General features: G+C 42.7%; 12 protein-coding genes. 8 read left to right on the top strand and 4 right to left on the bottom strand.

What is annotated here, in order from left to right:
* Window positions 1-206 precede the first annotated feature (206 nt).
* From asd to M992_RS03025, 4 genes are all read left to right on the top strand, one after another.
* The gene (asd, locus tag M992_RS03040) at window positions 207-1,313 is read left to right on the top strand and encodes an aspartate-semialdehyde dehydrogenase (RefSeq protein ID WP_047254786.1); all 1,107 of its coding nucleotides are present in this window, start codon (window positions 207-209) and stop codon (window positions 1,311-1,313) included.
* A gap of 150 nt (window positions 1,314-1,463) precedes the next feature.
* Window positions 1,464-2,567: a LacI family DNA-binding transcriptional regulator gene (locus tag M992_RS03035; protein ID WP_053907269.1), complete on the top strand. Its 1,104-nt coding sequence runs from the start codon at window positions 1,464-1,466 to the stop codon at window positions 2,565-2,567.
* Window positions 2,568-2,741: 174 nt separating this feature from the next.
* Complete coding sequence (locus M992_RS03030) at window positions 2,742-5,876, top strand: beta-galactosidase (RefSeq protein WP_134473596.1); 3,135 nt, start codon at window positions 2,742-2,744, stop codon at window positions 5,874-5,876.
* 22 nt (window positions 5,877-5,898) lie between these two features.
* On the top strand, window positions 5,899-7,155 hold the full coding sequence (locus tag M992_RS03025) for an MFS transporter (protein ID WP_053907267.1): 1,257 nt from the start codon (window positions 5,899-5,901) through the stop codon (window positions 7,153-7,155).
* A 94-nt stretch (window positions 7,156-7,249) separates the two neighbouring features.
* Here the strand turns inward: M992_RS03025 and gyrB are convergent, their stop codons facing one another.
* Genes gyrB through dnaA form a run of 4 tightly spaced genes read right to left on the bottom strand, consistent with a single transcriptional unit; the run spans window position 7,250 to window position 13,291 of the window.
* Window positions 7,250-9,664 carry a DNA topoisomerase (ATP-hydrolyzing) subunit B gene (gene gyrB, locus M992_RS03020; protein WP_053907266.1) on the bottom strand — a complete coding sequence of 805 codons (2,415 nt, stop codon included), beginning with the start codon at window positions 9,662-9,664 and terminating at the stop codon, window positions 7,250-7,252.
* Between the two features lie 19 nt (window positions 9,665-9,683).
* Window positions 9,684-10,778 carry a DNA replication/repair protein RecF gene (gene recF / locus M992_RS03015; protein WP_053907265.1) on the bottom strand — a complete coding sequence of 365 codons (1,095 nt, stop codon included), beginning with the start codon at window positions 10,776-10,778 and terminating at the stop codon, window positions 9,684-9,686.
* Between the two features lie 12 nt (window positions 10,779-10,790).
* Window positions 10,791-11,891, bottom strand: a complete 1,101-nt coding sequence (gene dnaN / locus M992_RS03010; RefSeq protein WP_053907264.1) for a DNA polymerase III subunit beta — start codon at window positions 11,889-11,891, stop codon at window positions 10,791-10,793.
* Between the two features lie 5 nt (window positions 11,892-11,896).
* The gene (gene dnaA, locus M992_RS03005; RefSeq protein WP_047254779.1) at window positions 11,897-13,291 is read right to left on the bottom strand and encodes a chromosomal replication initiator protein DnaA; all 1,395 of its coding nucleotides are present in this window, start codon (window positions 13,289-13,291) and stop codon (window positions 11,897-11,899) included.
* 907 nt (window positions 13,292-14,198) lie between these two features.
* Between dnaA and rpmH the strand changes: the two genes are divergently transcribed.
* The 4 genes from rpmH to yidC are packed head-to-tail and all read left to right on the top strand — an operon-like array spanning window position 14,199 to window position 16,589.
* A complete protein-coding gene (rpmH, locus tag M992_RS03000) occupies window positions 14,199-14,342 on the top strand; it encodes a 50S ribosomal protein L34 (protein WP_047254778.1) in 144 nt (47 codons plus the stop codon).
* 20 nt (window positions 14,343-14,362) lie between these two features.
* Window positions 14,363-14,722 carry a ribonuclease P protein component gene (gene rnpA, locus M992_RS14640; protein WP_072057311.1) on the top strand — a complete coding sequence of 120 codons (360 nt, stop codon included), beginning with the start codon at window positions 14,363-14,365 and terminating at the stop codon, window positions 14,720-14,722.
* Entirely contained in the window at window positions 14,686-14,946 is a 261-nt protein-coding gene (gene yidD, locus M992_RS02995; RefSeq protein ID WP_047254777.1) for a membrane protein insertion efficiency factor YidD, read from the top strand. Before rnpA ends, yidD begins: the two co-directional genes overlap by 37 nt.
* Window positions 14,947-14,948: 2 nt before the next feature.
* Complete coding sequence (gene yidC / locus M992_RS02990) at window positions 14,949-16,589, top strand: membrane protein insertase YidC (protein ID WP_047254776.1); 1,641 nt, start codon at window positions 14,949-14,951, stop codon at window positions 16,587-16,589.
* Window positions 16,590-16,689 lie beyond the last annotated feature (100 nt).

The raw sequence follows: 16,689 nt of genomic DNA, 5'->3' as shown, positions 1-16,689 counted from the left end.
AGTGGGATAACTCGGCGACAACTCAAGGTATTTTGAGCATAAAGAGAAATTTTATTTTTTATCACGGAGTGTTATTTGGAACTTTGAACTAGATGGCCTCAGTATGGTAGAAAATGACAAATTCAGGGCACTCTTGTCATGGGATTTAGGGATAAAACATGATGAGTTTAATATCGATAAGCAATGTTCGGACAGGGTATAATATAATGAAAAATGTAGGTTTTATCGGCTGGCGTGGCATGGTTGGCTCCGTATTAATGCAGCGTATGGTCGAAGAAGGTGATTTTAACGCTATTCATCCGGTATTTTTTACTACCTCTCAGCAGGGCGAAGAAGCACCCACTTATGGCGGTCATCGTGGAACCTTGCAGGATGCTAATGATATTGATGCGTTGAAAGCACTCGATATTATTATCAGCTGCCAAGGTGGTGATTATACCAATTTGGTATACCCTAAATTGCGCCAAAGCGGGTGGAATGGATATTGGATTGATGCGGCTTCTGCGCTGCGTATGCAAGATGATGCCACCATCATTCTTGATCCTGTTAACCGTCAGCATATTGATGCGGGATTGAATCAAGGGATTAAAACATTTGTTGGCGGTAACTGTACCGTTAGCCTGATGCTGATGTCTTTAGGCGGTTTATTTGCTAATAACTTAGTTGAATGGGCATCGGTTGCTACCTATCAAGCTGCATCTGGCGCGGGTGCACGCAATATGCGTGAACTGTTAATTCAAATGGGCGCATTGCATGCTCAGGTAGCTAAAGAGTTGCAAAATCCAGCTTCAGCTATTTTAGAGATTGAAAAGAAAGTTACTGATTTTACTCGTAATGGTGCGATGCCTTGTGATGAGTTCGGTGTGCCTTTAGCGGGGAGTTTAATTCCTTGGATTGATAAACGCCTCGATAATGGACAAAGCCGCGAAGAGTGGAAAGGCCAGGCAGAAACCAATAAAATATTAAATACTGGCAGCAATATTGTCCCTATCGATGGTTTGTGTGTTCGTGTTGGTGCGTTACGCTGCCATAGCCAAGCATTTACGCTGAAATTGAAAAAAGATATTCCTCTACACGAAATTGAACAGCTTTTAGCCGCGCATAATGACTGGGTTAAAGTTGTTCCTAATGAGCGCGAAATAAGTATGCGTGAACTGACGCCAGCCGCCGTTACTGGAACGTTAGCTACACCGGTGGGACGTTTACGTAAACTCAATATGGGGCCAGACTATCTGTCAGCCTTTACGGTCGGTGATCAATTATTGTGGGGAGCCGCGGAGCCATTGCGCCGTATGCTTAATATCCTGCTATAATTTTTAGTCTTTACATTGTACATTGCATAAAATGGCTGCCATGATTGGGAGCCATTTTTTATCGGAATTAATTTACCCATTGATAGGGATAACAAGTGGGTCATAAAGAGTAAATAATTACTCGCTGATTTACCAAACGGGAGAATGAAGATGTCGCAAAAATTGACAACGTTGAATGATGTGGCCGCATTAGCTGGGGTCTCTTATCAAACCGTTTCTCGTGTGATCAATAATTCTGCCTCTGTGGCTGAAAAAACTCGCCAGAAAGTGTTCTCTGCCATGGAAACACTGAATTACATTCCCAATCGCGTCGCCCAACAGTTAGCCGGTAAACAAACCTATACTTTAGGGCTTGCGACAATAGATCTCGCGCTTCATGCTCCCTCTAAAATCGCCTCTGCGGTTAAGAAACATGCGGATAAGCTGGGATATAGCGTGGTTATCTCAATGACACAAACGCTTGATTTTTTAGACGTAAGAAAAGCAATTAACGAATTATTGTCACAGCGTGTCGATGGAATTGTAATTAATATTCCATTAACTCAATCTCAAGCGATGGAAATTGATTCGCTATGTGGTGAAACGCCGATTGCTTTTCTCGATATTGATCCTGAAACCCCACTGTTATCGATAATGACCAACTCTACTGAAGGGGCAGAAAAAGGGGCACGTTATTTGCTTGAGTTAGGGCATCAACGCATTGCTCTTATTCAAGGGCCAACATCCTCTATCTCCGCACAATTGCGGCTTAAAGGGTGGATAAAGGTCTTAAACAGGGAAAATATTCGGCCTTTTTGTCTACTTGAAGGCGATTGGAGTGCGGCATCGGGTTATCGTTTAGGCTGCGAAATTCTGGCTTATCAGAATAGACCGAGCGCAATTTTGGTCGCTAATGACGAGATGGCATTAGGGGTTTTGCGAGCTTTACACGAGGCGGGAATTGATATTCCCCATCAAATATCGGTAATTGGCTATGATGATACTGATGATAGTGCCTATTTTTATCCCCCTTTAACTACCATTAGGCAAGATTTCGAATTATTAGGTTGTAAAGCGACGGAAGTGATAATAGAACACTTATCACGGCGGCAGGATCCTACGGGGTCGCTTATCCGTAATACCCATCAAACAATTTTATCGACTGAGTTGATTATTCGGCAAACTACAGCTGAATATTTGCCCGCCCATCCTGCCAATAAAGCTCAGTTGGCGCAGCAATTACACCGAATTGCAGAGCAGTTGTCGGAATTATAAACAAACATTCTTGTGATAACAGGCCAATTATCGACACATTAATTACATTATTTATTGTATAAACTGTGAGCCACACCCTTATTTTCTGATCCTCTACTTTACAAAATCTCGCCATCTGTCAGTTTAATTAGTTATGTGAGCGTATAACATTAGCTATTAGCGGAGATGACGGTTATGTCACAACAACATCATAAAAATTTAGATTTAGTCCAAGTCCTTGCTCGTCGTGATTGGGAGAATCCGGCCATCATCGAATTTAATCGACTACCTGCACACACTGCTCTGCATTGTTGGTGTGATTTAGTGTCTGCGCGTGAGGATCAACCGAGCAATAAGGTCAAAAGCCTGAATGGTCAATGGAAATTCAGTTATTTCAGTCATCCTGAATCGGTGCCTAGTGAATGGGTTCATCATGATTTAGTACAGGCTGATGATATTTTTGTTCCATCTAATTGGCAATTAAGTGGCTATGATAATCCGATTTATACTAATGTGACTTATCCTATTCCGGTAAACCCTCCATATGTTCCCGCCGAAAATCCTACCGGTTGTTATTCGCTCACACTGACCCTGTCTGAGCATGAGTTACAACATGGATATCAGCATATTGTTTTTGATGGAGTGAATTCTGCGTTCTATCTTTGGTGTAATGGACTGTGGGTGGGATATTCGCAAGACAGTCGGTTACCTGCGGAATTCGATTTAACGGAATATCTACAAGTCGGCGAAAATCGCTTGGCGGTCATGGTATTGCGTTGGTGTGATGGAACGTATCTGGAAGATCAGGATATGTGGCGCATGAGCGGTATTTTCCGTGATGTGAGCTTACAGCACAAAACTGCACAGTATATTTCTGATTATCGGGTGCAAACTATATTAAATGAAGCACTTACTGCCGGTGAAGTAATTATTACTGCTGAGGTAAGTTGTGAAGCCGTATTATTGGATTCTTTACAAGTTCGGGCCGAGTTGTGGTGGCAAGATACGCGAGTGGCTTCACAGCAATCATTTTTAGGCAGTGAAATTATCGATGAAAGAGGTTGTTATAATGACAGCGTCAGCTTAACACTGCCGGTTAACTCACCGTTGCTTTGGAGTGCAGAAACTCCGCATCTTTATCGCTTAGTACTAACCCTATTAGATAAGCAGGGTCAGGCTATTGAGTTTGAAGGCTGTGATGTGGGTTTACGTCGAGTTGCGATTGAAAATGGGTTATTAACCGTTAATGGTCAGCCATTATTAATCCGTGGAACTAATCGACATGAACATCACCCTGAAAATGGACAAGTGATGGATGAAGCCACCATGTTGAAAGATATTCTGTTGATGAAACAGCATAATTTCAATGCGGTTCGATGCTCTCATTATCCGAATAATGCCTTGTGGTATAAACTTTGCGACCGCTATGGTTTGTACGTTGTCGATGAAGCCAATATTGAAACTCATGGTATGACGCCAATGAGCCGATTGTCTAATGATCCGATGTGGCTAAATGCCATGATGGCCAGAATGACACGCTTAGTGCTGAACCATCGTAATCACGCATCTATTATTATTTGGTCTCTGGGGAATGAATCCGGCTATGGTAATAACCACGATGCGATGTATCAATGGGTGAAGAAATGTGACCCAAGCCGCCCCGTACAGTATGAAGGGGGCGGTGCTAATACCGCGGCTACTGATATTATTTGTCCAATGTATTCTCGTGTTGATCAGGATCAGCCATTCCCTCAAGTGCCTAAATGGTCGATTAAAAAGTGGATCAGCCTACCGAATGAATCACGACCTTTAATTTTATGTGAATATGCCCATGCTATGGGGAATAGTTTAGGTGGGTTTGCTGAATACTGGGCGGCTTTTCGTCAGTATCCACGTTTACAAGGTGGCTTCGTTTGGGATTGGGTTGATCAAGCGTTAACCAAACAAGACAATGAACAGCGTTATTACGCTTACGGTGGTGATTTTAATGATACGCCGAATGATCGCCAATTTTGTCTTAATGGATTAGTTTTTCCGGATAGAACACCGCATCCGTCATTATTTGAGGCTAAACACGCCCAACAGTTTTTTACTTTTGAATTAGTCAATAAACATCCTCTGACCATCAAGGTAACGAGCGATTTCTTGTTCCGCCATACCGATAACGAATTACTTATTTGGCGTTTAGAATGGAATGGACAGACACTTTGTTCAGGAGAAAAAATTCTTAATATTGCCCCTCAAAGTCAACAAACGTTAATTATTGATGCTCAGCCAGAAATCACGGGGCACGGTGAACTGTGGCTAATCGTCGAAGTTATTCAACCACAAGCGACAGCTTGGTCCGAGCCAAAGTTAAAAACGGCGTGGCAGCAATGGCCATTACTTTCAAAAATAGATATTCAACCGAGGGATATAACTGCGCCAAAATTGCCAATTAAGGCTGAAATCGGTACGCAGGATGAGGAAGTGAATATCACTATAGGCGATTCTCGCTGGGTATTTAACTCAACGAGTGGAGAATTAACTCAATGGTGGCAGCAGGATCAGGCGGGATTATTATCGCCGTTAAGAGATAATTTTACCCGAGCTCCGTTGGATAACGATATTGGTGTCAGCGAAGTGGATAGAATTGATCCTAATGCGTGGGTAGAACGTTGGAAGCGAGCGGGGCATTATCAACTTTCTACTGTATTGGATTATTTTAGCGTTGAACATTTGAGTGATGGCGTTTTAGTTCGCACCATCCATCGTTATTTATCTCAATCTCCACTCCAGAAGTCAGAGCCTTGTTTGTTTATCAGCCGTAAAAATTACCGTTTAACTCACGATAATCAAATGTCCATCGACGTCAGTGTTGATATTGCGGAAGGTTATGCGGAGCCAGCAAGAATTGGTTTAAGTTGCTGCATTAATCGCGTGCCAGAATCAGTATCTTGGCTCGGCCGAGGCCCGTTTGAAAACTATCCCGATCGTAAAAGTGGTGCATTATTTAGCGCTTGGACATTGCCATTAGATGATCTGTATACCGGTTATATTTTTCCATCGGAAAACGGACTGCGTTGTGATACACGCCAATTACAGTTAGCAGAACATCAATTTAGCGGCCATTTCCATTTCGGTGTGAGCCAATATAGCCAGCAACAATTGATGGAAACATCGCATCGCCATTTATTGCATAAAGAGCCGGGATGTTGGGTCAATATAGATGGCTGGCACATGGGAATTGGTGGGGATGATTCCTGGAGTCCGAGCGTTCGTCCTGAATATTTGCTGGTGGATAATCACTATCAATATCAGATAACGTGGCAGCGCCAAGCATGTCAATAGGCTAACCAAAAGGATCCTAGCTATGTATTACATGAAAAATAAAAACTTTTGGTTATTTGGTAGCTTTTTCTTTTTCTACTTTTTCATTATGGGGGCTTATTTTCCATTTTTCCCCATTTGGTTGGCAGATGTTAACCATGTCACCAAGGGCGAAACCGGGATAATTTTTGCCAGCATCTCATTATTCTCTTTAGTGTTCCAGCCTGTATTTGGGGTGTTATCGGATAAATTAGGACTTAAAAAACATCTTCTGTGGGTGATTACAGGTATGTTGGTTTTGTTTGGTCCATTCTTTATTTTTGTGTTTGGGCCATTACTGCAAGTTAATATTTATTTAGCCTCGATAGTTGGAGGAATTTATCTCGGTTTTATTTATAACGGCGGTGCACCAGTCATTGAGGCGTATATAGAGAAAGTCAGCCGCAGAAGCCATTTTGAATTTGGTCGTGCACGTTTATTTGGCTGCATTGGTTGGGCTATTTGTGCCTCTATTGCTGGCATTATGATGACTATCAATGACCAATTTGTTTTTTGGATGGGATCAGTCTGCGCAATTTTACTGGCGATATTATTATTCTTTGCTAAACCTGAGGCTGATAGTAGCGCATTAGTAGCTAATGAGCTGGGCGCAAATAAGAAGCCTTTTACCTTAAAAACGATTTTCTTATTATTTAAAGATCGTAATCTGTGGTTTTTAAGTTTATTTGTAGTTGGGGTTTCTTGTACCTACGATGTATTTGATCAGCAATTTGCTAATTTCTTTGTCGGTTTTTTTGATTCGCCTCATCAAGGAATACGGGTCTTCGGTTATGTGACCACATTAGGCGAGCTATTAAACGCAACGATTATGTTTTTTGCACCGGTAATTATCAACCGTATTGGTGCGAAGAACGGGTTATTAATTGCCGGTATGATTATGGCCGTTCGTATTTTAGGCTCTTCATTTGCTACCTCGGCCGTTGAAGTGGTGATCTTGAAAACACTGCATATGTTTGAAGTGCCATTTTTAATTGTGGGTTGCTTTAAATATATAACTACCGTATTTGAAGTTAGGTTTTCTGCCACTATCTATTTAGTGTGCTTCTGCTTTTTTAAACAATTGGCGATTATGTTTATGTCTATTTTTACCGGCCAATTATATGAAAAAGTTGGTTTTCAAGGCACTTACCTGATCCTTGGCTGTATAGTGTTAGTTTTTACTGTGATCTCTTATTTTACGTTGGTTTCTCCAGCTAAAGCAGCAAAACTTCGTGGGCAAGCATTAGGTAAAACGACGTAAATTGCGGCTATCATCTCACCATATAATTGCTATAAAAAATAACCCCGCCAGTAAAACTGATGGGGTTATTATATTTACGGCGACTAGCAACAGATTAGATATCGATATTCGCCGCTTTCAGCGCATTCTCTTCGATAAATGCACGACGAGGTTCAACCGCGTCACCCATTAATGTCGTAAATAGCTGATCGGTAGCGATAGCATCTTTAACCGTGACTTGCATCATACGGCGAGTCTCTGGGTTCATTGTGGTTTCCCACAATTGATCAGGGTTCATTTCACCCAACCCTTTATAGCGCTGTACCGCTAAACCACGGCGTGATTCTTTGCTTAACCAGGCTAGAGCATCTTCAAAATTACTGACATTTTGACGGCGTTCACCGCGTTCAATATAAGCACCATCTTCAATTAGATCGGCGATTAAATCACCCAGATGCGTAATACGACGGTATTCACTGCCATGCACGAAGTTAAAGTCCAGATTATAGTCAGTATCAATACCATGAGTACGAATGCGGATCGTCGGTTCAAACATTTGACGTTCACGGTTTTCATTAATGGTATAGCTATAGGTACTGCTAAACTCTTCGTTATCGCTTAAACGTTTAACGAGAGATTGCGCCCATTGCTCGACTTTTTCTGGTGATTTCAGATCATCTTCGACCAGCGTAGTTTGATAAACTAGACTGTGTAGCAGTGCTTTAGGATAGATACGTTCTAAGCGATGAATAATTTTCTGTGCTGCGTTATATTCAACCACCAGTTTTTCTAATTCTTCACCTTTCATTGGTGGAGCATCAGCACTTAAATGCAGTGCTGCGCCATCTAAGGCGATAGAAATTAGATAAGCGTCCATGGCATCATCATCTTTAATATATTGCTCTTGCTTGCCTTTTTTCACTTTATAAAGAGGCGGTTGAGCGATATAGACATGACCACGTTCGACGATTTCTGGCATTTGACGATAGAAGAATGTCAGCAGCAAGGTACGAATATGCGAACCATCGACATCAGCATCCGTCATGATAATAATGCTGTGATAACGCAGTTTATCTGGATTATATTCATCGCGGCCAATACCACAACCTAATGCGGTAATTAGTGTTGCGACTTCTTGAGATGACAGCATTTTGTCGAAACGCGCTTTTTCGACATTCAGAATTTTACCTTTCAGCGGTAAAATAGCCTGATTTTTACGGTTACGGCCTTGTTTTGCCGAGCCGCCCGCAGAGTCCCCTTCCACTAAATACAGTTCAGAGAATGCTGGGTCACGTTCTTGGCAATCAGCTAATTTGCCTGGCAGACCCGCTAAATCTAAAGCTCCTTTGCGGCGGGTCATTTCACGCGCTTTACGTGCGGCTTCACGCGCACGAGCTGCGTCGATAATTTTACCGACGACAATTTTAGCATCTGATGGATTTTCCAACAGATACTCAACTAATCTCTCGTTCATTTGGGTTTCGACCGCGGTCTTAACTTCAGATGACACCAGTTTTTCTTTGGTTTGTGAGGAGAATTTAGGATCGGGTACTTTAACAGAAATAACTGCAATCAGACCTTCGCGGGCATCGTCACCGGTTGCACTGACTTTGGATTTTTTCTGATAACCCTCTTTTTCCATATAAGCATTCATGGTACGGGTCATTGAAGCACGGAAACCCGCTAAGTGGGTTCCGCCATCGCGTTGTGGAATATTATTGGTGAAACAATAGACGTTTTCTTGGAAACCGTCGTTCCACTGCATAGCGACTTCAACGCCAATGCCGTCTTTTTCTGTAGAAAAATAGAAAACATTTGGATGGATAGGCGTTTTATGGCGACTTAAATATTCGACGAAGGCCTTAATACCACCTTCATAATGGAAATGATCTTGGCGATTATCACGTTCATCGATTAATCGAATGGATACGCCTGAATTCAGGAATGACAGTTCACGCAGTCGTTTAGCGAGAATATCATATTGGTATTCGGTAATGCCTTTGAAGGTCTCATGGCTTGGCCAGAAGCGAACCATGGTTCCGGTCAAATCAGTTTCACCGACGACGGCTAATGGACTTTGTGGCTCACCATGACGATAAGTTTGTTCATGGACTTTACCATCACGACGGATAACCAGTTCCAGTTTTTCAGACAAGGCGTTAACAACAGATACCCCTACACCGTGCAAACCGCCGGAGACTTTATAGGAGTTATCATCGAATTTGCCTCCCGCATGCAGGACGGTCATGATAACTTGCGCCGCCGAAACTCCTTCTTCTTCATGTATTCCGGTAGGAATACCACGTCCATCATCCTGAACTGAGACTGAGTTATCTGCATGGATTGTGACGACGATATCATCACAATGACCTGCGAGGGCTTCGTCGATAGCGTTGTCAACAACCTCGAAGACCATGTGGTGTAAGCCTGTACCATCGTCTGTATCACCGATATACATGCCCGGGCGCTTACGCACCGCATCCAGCCCTTTTAATACCTTGATACTTGAGGAGTCATATGTATTCGACATCAACGTTTCCCGCTCATTTCTAATCCTGTGGTTGAACCTCTATTTTGCCATGTTCTACGCTAAACATCTTGCTGTTTCCATCAATCATGTCTTTAACTTGCTCAGGGGTTATCGCACTGACAAACACCTGAGCTTGCGTAGCTTTGAGGCGAGCTGCCAGTAACTGGCGGCGGCCTGCATCAAGTTCTGAGGCAAAATCATCCAGCAGATACAGACATCGTTGTCCGCTCTGTCGGGTGAAATATTCACCCTGCGCTAACCGTAATGCACACATCAGCAATTTTAACTGACCACGGGATAACATATCTTCGACAGGAGTTCCGTTTGCACGGATACGTAGATCTGCCTTATGGGGTCCTGTGGCTGTATAGGTTAGCGCTTTATCACGCTCAAACTGGCGCTCTAGCAACTCTGAATAATCGGTTTCTTTGTCCCATCCTCGCTGGAACGAGACAGAGAGTGAAAATTCAGGCAAAAATTGTTTACACGTATTTTCAATATCTTCCGCAATTCCTGCGGTATAGTCTGTGCGCCATTGACTAATTTGATGCGCTAAAGGGGCGATTTCTTTATCCCAATGCCGCATTTGCCTATAATGGCTAACTTGCCGCAATGCGGCATTACGTTGTCTAAGAAGTCGTTTTAAATCCGACCAGACAGAAAAAAACAGGGAGTTATTATGAAAACATCCCCAATCAATAAAGGCTCGGCGATATTTTGGACCGCCATTTAATAGTGTAAAGCCTTCGGGGGTAATAAGTTGCATCGGCAATAATTTTGCCAGTTCTGCTATCTTATGCCCGTCAGTACCGTCAATTCTGACTTTATTGTCACCATTGCGATCTTTACTCAAACCTAATGCCAGTTCACCGCGTTCGTCGGTCATATGGCTAAGGCGCCCATGCAGAATAAATTGCTGCTGCTCATGGCGAATCACTCGGCCTGCCTGAATACTACGAAACGCCCGCCCATGGCCTAAGGTATAAATAGCTTCCAAAATACTGGTTTTCCCACTGCCATTGGGCCCAATTAGAAAATTGAAACCACTGGCCAGTGAGAGATCCGCATTTTCTATATTACGAAAATCGCGGATAAGTAGACGCGAAAGGATCATAAATTGTCAGTATTACAGACGCATTGGCATAACGACATAAACAGCCGAACGACTGGCTGAATCTTCGATTTGCACACTGGATACGGCGTCTGTCAGGAATAACGTAACTTCCTCACATTTTAAGGTATTGAGAACATCCAAGATATAGCTGACATTGAAGCCAATCTCCATTTCTCCACCTTGATAGTGTACATCGACAATTTCTTCGGCTTCTTCTTGCTCCGGATTATTAGCCGTAATTTTTAGCTGATTTTCACTGAAATACAGTCTAACACCGCGGAATTTTTCATTAGATAAAATAGCGGCACGCGAAAAAGCTTGTTTCAGTATATCGCAGCGTGCTTCTAATGTTTTATCTGGATTTTTAGGTAGCACACGGCGGTAATCCGGAAAACGACCATCGACCAGTTTAGAGGTGAAAATAAAATCACCAACATGTGCCCGAATATTATTGCTGCCAATCTGCAATTGCAGTGGGGTATCACCGCCATCGAGCAAACGCATTAACTCAATCACGCCTTTACGCGGAACGATCACTGAATGCGCGGGCAGTTCTTGGCCGACTTCCATCGAACAGACGGCTAGACGATGCCCATCCGTTGATACTGTACGTAAGATTTGTCCTTCGGTTTCAAACAACATACCGTTGAGATAATAACGGACATCTTGATGCGCCATAGAAAATTGCGTGGCTTCAATCAGTCGTTTCAACGTAGATTGAGGCAGTGAGAATTCTACTTCACTTTGCCAGTCATCTAAATTGGGAAAATCAGCGGCGGGGAGCGTCGACAGTGAAAATCGGCTACGACCAGAACGCACAAGCAGACGATCTTCGTCAAGTTCTACGCTAATTTCAGCGCCATCTGGCAATCCGCGCCAAATATCAAAGAATTTACGAGCAGGTACGGTGGTTGCGCCCTGTTGGTGTTCTTGAGTTAAAGGTACTCGTGCCATCATCTCCATTTCGAGATCGGTTCCGGTTAATAACAGAGAACCTTGGTTTACCTGTAACAGCAGATTGCCCAAAATAGGCAACGTAGGACGTCCCCCTAAAGGGCCGCTGACTTGCTGTAACGGTTTTAATAACTGCTCACGTTCGATGATAAATTTCATAATACTTAAGATGATAATGTTCTGATTAAGTTAGAAAAATCTTCTTTGATGTCATGGCTTTCTTCGCGCAATTGTTCAATTTTACGACAGGCATGTAATACCGTGGTATGGTCACGGCCACCAAAGGCATCTCCGATCTCGGGTAAACTGTGGTTAGTCAGCTCTTTTGCTAGTGCCATTGCCATTTGTCTTGGTCGTGCGACAGAACGGGAACGACGTTTAGAAAGGAGATCCGCCACTTTGATTTTGTAGTATTCAGCGACAGTTTTCTGAATATTATCAATAGTAACTAATTTTTCTTGCAACGCTAAAAGGTCACGCAATGCCTCACGAACAAAATCAATTGTAATTGCTCGCCCGGTAAAATTTGCGTTAGCGATCACGCGGTTTAATGCACCTTCTAGCTCTCGTACATTGGAACGCAGACGTTTAGCAATAAAGAAGGCCACTTCGCCCGGTAGCTGAATTTTATTTTCATCAGCCTTTTTCATTAGGATAGCGACACGCGTTTCAAGCTCAGGTGGCTCAATCGCGACCGTTAGTCCCCAACCAAAACGAGATTTTAGTCTATCTTCTACGCCATTAATTTCTTTTGGGTAGCGATCTGAGGTTAAAATAATTTGTTGATTGCCTTCCAGAAGCGCATTAAAAGTATGGAAAAATTCTTCTTGTGAACGCTCTTTATTGGCAAAAAATTGGATATCATCAATCAGCAGTGCATCAACAGAACGATAGTAGCGTTTGAATTCTTCTATCGCATTATTTTGCAATGCCTTGACCATATCTTGAACAAATCGTTCAGAGTGCATATAAACAACGCGCGCATTCTCTTTATGTTGCATGATGCTATTACCGACAGCATGCAAAAGATGCGTTTTACCTAGCCCTGTACCACCGTATAAAAATAGTGGGTTATAGGCGCCACCAGGATTCTCTGCCACTTGTCTTGCCGCAGCACGGGCAAGTTGGTTGGATTTACCTTCAACAAAGTTATCAAATGTATGCTTAGGGTTCACATTCGAACGATAAGAGACATCGGGCTGCACTTTGGTTGAATTATCCCAGCTGGGTCTGACCGGCGGGGTAGGAGACGAGGTCGTATATGATGGTACACTGGTGCCACGAACGCTATTGCTCGTCGCGACTCTTTGCATCGGCTTATTGCCGACTTCAAAATGTAAGACCGGTGCATCTGAACCACAAAAATCATTCAACAATTCATTGATATTGTTAATGTATTTATCTCTTACCCAGTCAAGAACAAAACGGTTAGGCGCATATAACGCCAACGTGTTGTCGTTCAGTTCAGCCTGAAGGGGGCGTATCCACATACTAAATTCTGTGGCAGGTAATTCATCCTGCAATCGGGCAAGACATTGCTGCCAAAGCGAAAGTGACACGTCGGACTCCCCTAAAACAAGATAAATGAAAACAAAGATTATGGATTTAACTACAGATTTAACTACAGATTTAACTATAGAATAACTAATAGGCGCTTATCTTTTGCCATAGACCAGAAAGCAACCTTTGATGTTGTTCAGCGATAGACTTATTGATTTCTATATCTAGTGTATTTCTTTATCTATATATCTAGATCTAGTTATCACTAGGTTATCTACCACATTCTGATCTTCTGATCAGCAAGATGACCGTGGATCATAGCGTAAAATCACCCAGAGATCTTCATTCTTTTACACAGTTTTTCAGCTTTTTATCCACAGGTAAGGATAATGCGTTGTTCCTGTGGAGAAAGAGGATACGTAAACTACTCGCAAACTCTATTATCGGCATATAAGGCTTGTATAATTCTGGGGATAACTTTAGATCAAATCTATGAGCGTGTCTGTTAGATCAAAAAAATAAATCTGATCTGGCGATGATCCTTGCGCTTTAAGGTGGAGTCCGTATAATCTTGCACCCTGTATGTCATTACTTAGCTAATGGTTGCGAGTTTATTCGGGTTCCGTATTGTTGTTTTCTTTGGGATTCGGCAGCGAAATCTAATAGATAGCACGTTAGTGAGTTAGGGCACAGGTCTCGGCAGGTTGCAGGGCTATGTTAGAAGGGCAATTAAAATTGAGCCGCTAATAGCAATTAATTGCTGTTAGGTGGTGTTATTGTCAGCCAATCTATAATTAATTACAGTCTGACTGCGTCATTTTATTGACGTGGAGGCTAATTTTTTATTACAATCCTGCCTCTTTCTATATTGATATTGCGATTGAGGTGTCTGGTGAGCATTAATTTCACTGGTTACCCACGCGTTTACTGAATCAGTAATAAATTTAAAGTTAGGTAGAAACCGCTATGAAACGCACTTTTCAACCGTCCATACTGAAGCGTAACCGTTCACACGGTTTCCGTGCTCGTATGGCCAATAAAAATGGTCGTCAGGTTCTGGCTCGCCGTCGTGCTAAAGGCCGCTCTCGTCTGACCGCTTCATCTAAGTAATAAAGCTAGCCATTATCAACGTGGTTACGCTCGCTTTTCCTCGGGAGTTACGTTTGTTAACTCCCAGGCATTTCGATTATGTCTTTAAGCAGCCTCAAAGAGCGAGTTCACCGGAGATAACAATCCTCGGTCGCCTTAATGAGCTGGGGCATCCCCGCATCGGTCTTACTATCGCCAAAAAAAATGTTAAACGAGCTCATGAGCGAAATCGTATCAAACGATTAGCACGTGAATACTTTCGTTTGCATCAACATGAGTTACCTCCTATGGATTTTGTGCTCTTGGTGAGAAAGGGGATAACCAATTTAGACAATCGACAGATAACGGAAGCATTGGATAAGTTATGGCGTCGTCACCGTCGCTTGGCTCAAAACTCCTGATCTCATTGATCAGAGGCTACCAGTTGGTTATTAGTCCAATGCTGGGGCCTCGTTGTCGTTTTAATCCTACGTGCTCTTATTATGGAATTGAGGCATTGCGCAGGTTTGGAATGATAAAAGGGAGTTGGTTAACGGCGAAACGCATATTAAAATGCCACCCTTTACACGCTGGTGGAGACGACCCTGTTCCACCTAAAAAAAACGATGATAATAGAGAACATTAACGATGGATTCGCAACGCAATCTTCTACTCATCGCTTTGCTGTTCGTTTCGTTCCTAGTCTGGCAAGCGTGGGAAGGCGATAACGCCGACCTACAAAACAAGGCGGTACAGACTACACAACAAGCGGATATGCCAAGCAGTGATGCCCAACCGGTAACTCAGAGTGGGCAAGGTAAACTAATCACAGTTAAAACTGATGTACTGGATTTACGCATCAATACGCGTGGTGGTGATATCGATGAGGCTGACTTGTTAGCCTATCCCGCGACACTGGATTCAACAAATCCTTTCCGTTTACTGGAAACTACCCCCGGTTTTATTTATCAAGCGCAAAGTGGTCTGATTGGTCAGGATGGCCCAGATAACCCTGGCTATGATAATGGAATGCGTCCAGTCTACACGACGTCTTCAGACAGTTATGTGCTGGAAAAAGGCCAAGATGAATTACGCATCCCGATGACTTTCACCGGTAAAGATGGCGTTGTTTATCAGAAAACCTATGTTCTGAAACGCGGTAATTATGCGGTTGATGTTGAATACAGTATTCAGAATACTACTGAGCGTCCGTTGAACCTGGCTTTCTTTGGTCAGTTGAAACAAACCATCAACTTACCGAAAGAACGCGATACTGGCAGCAGCAACTTTGCGTTGCATACTTATCGTGGTGCAGCTTATTCATCAGATGAAACTAACTATAAAAAATATAGTTTTGGTGATATCGAAGATAAGAATCTGAATATTTCGACTAAAGGTGGCTGGGTCGCCATGTTGCAACAATATTTTGCAACAGCATGGGTGCCTGAAAGCAAGGAAACCAGCACTTTTTATACTATCGATTTAGATAAAAAATCCGCGATTATTGGTTATAAGAGTTCACCCATCTCAATCGCTGCGAATGGTACCGGTTCTTATGGCTCAACATTGTGGATAGGCCCTGAAATTCAGTCAGAAATGGCTGAGGTTGCGCCTCATTTAGACTTGAGTGTTGACTACGGTTGGTTATGGTTTATTTCTCAGCCGCTGTTTAAATTACTGAAATTTATCCATGGTTTCGTTGGAAACTGGGGTATTGCGATTATCATCATTACCTTTATTGTGCGCGGTATCATGTACCCACTGACTAAAGCACAATATACGTCAATGGCCAAAATGCGTTTATTACAGCCGAAATTAGCTGCGATGCGTGAGCGTATTGGTGATGATAAACAGCGTATGAGCCAAGAAATGATGGCGATGTACAAAGCTGAGAAAGTAAACCCACTTGGTGGTTGTTTACCTCTGCTTATTCAGATGCCGATCTTCTTAGCCCTGTATTATATGCTGATGGGCTCGGTTGAATTACGTCAGGCGCCATTCTTTGGTTGGATACAAGACTTATCAACACAGGATCCTTATTATATCCTGCCTGTTCTGATGGGTATCACTATGTTTGTTATCCAGAAAATGTCTCCGACAGCGGTAACTGATCCAATGCAGCAGAAGATCATGACCTATATGCCGGTTGTGTTTACTATCTTCTTCTTATGGTTCCCATCAGGTCTGGTTCTGTATTATATCGTGAGTAACTTGGTGACCATTCTTCAGCAGCAGATTATTTATCGTGGTCTGGAAAAACGTGGTCTTCATAGTCGCGGTAAAAAATAGTCACAGTGTAATTGAGTCCAAGACTTAGCGACACCAAGACATGAAGTGTTATATTTAAGGCGGTCATTAGACCGCCTTGATTATTTTTAAAGATAAATTT

This window comes from Moellerella wisconsensis ATCC 35017 (assembly GCF_001294465.1).
GTDB lineage: Bacteria > Pseudomonadota > Gammaproteobacteria > Enterobacterales > Enterobacteriaceae > Moellerella > Moellerella wisconsensis.
Note: the sequence above shows the minus strand (reverse complement) of the source record. Positions and strands in the feature narration are given on the sequence as shown.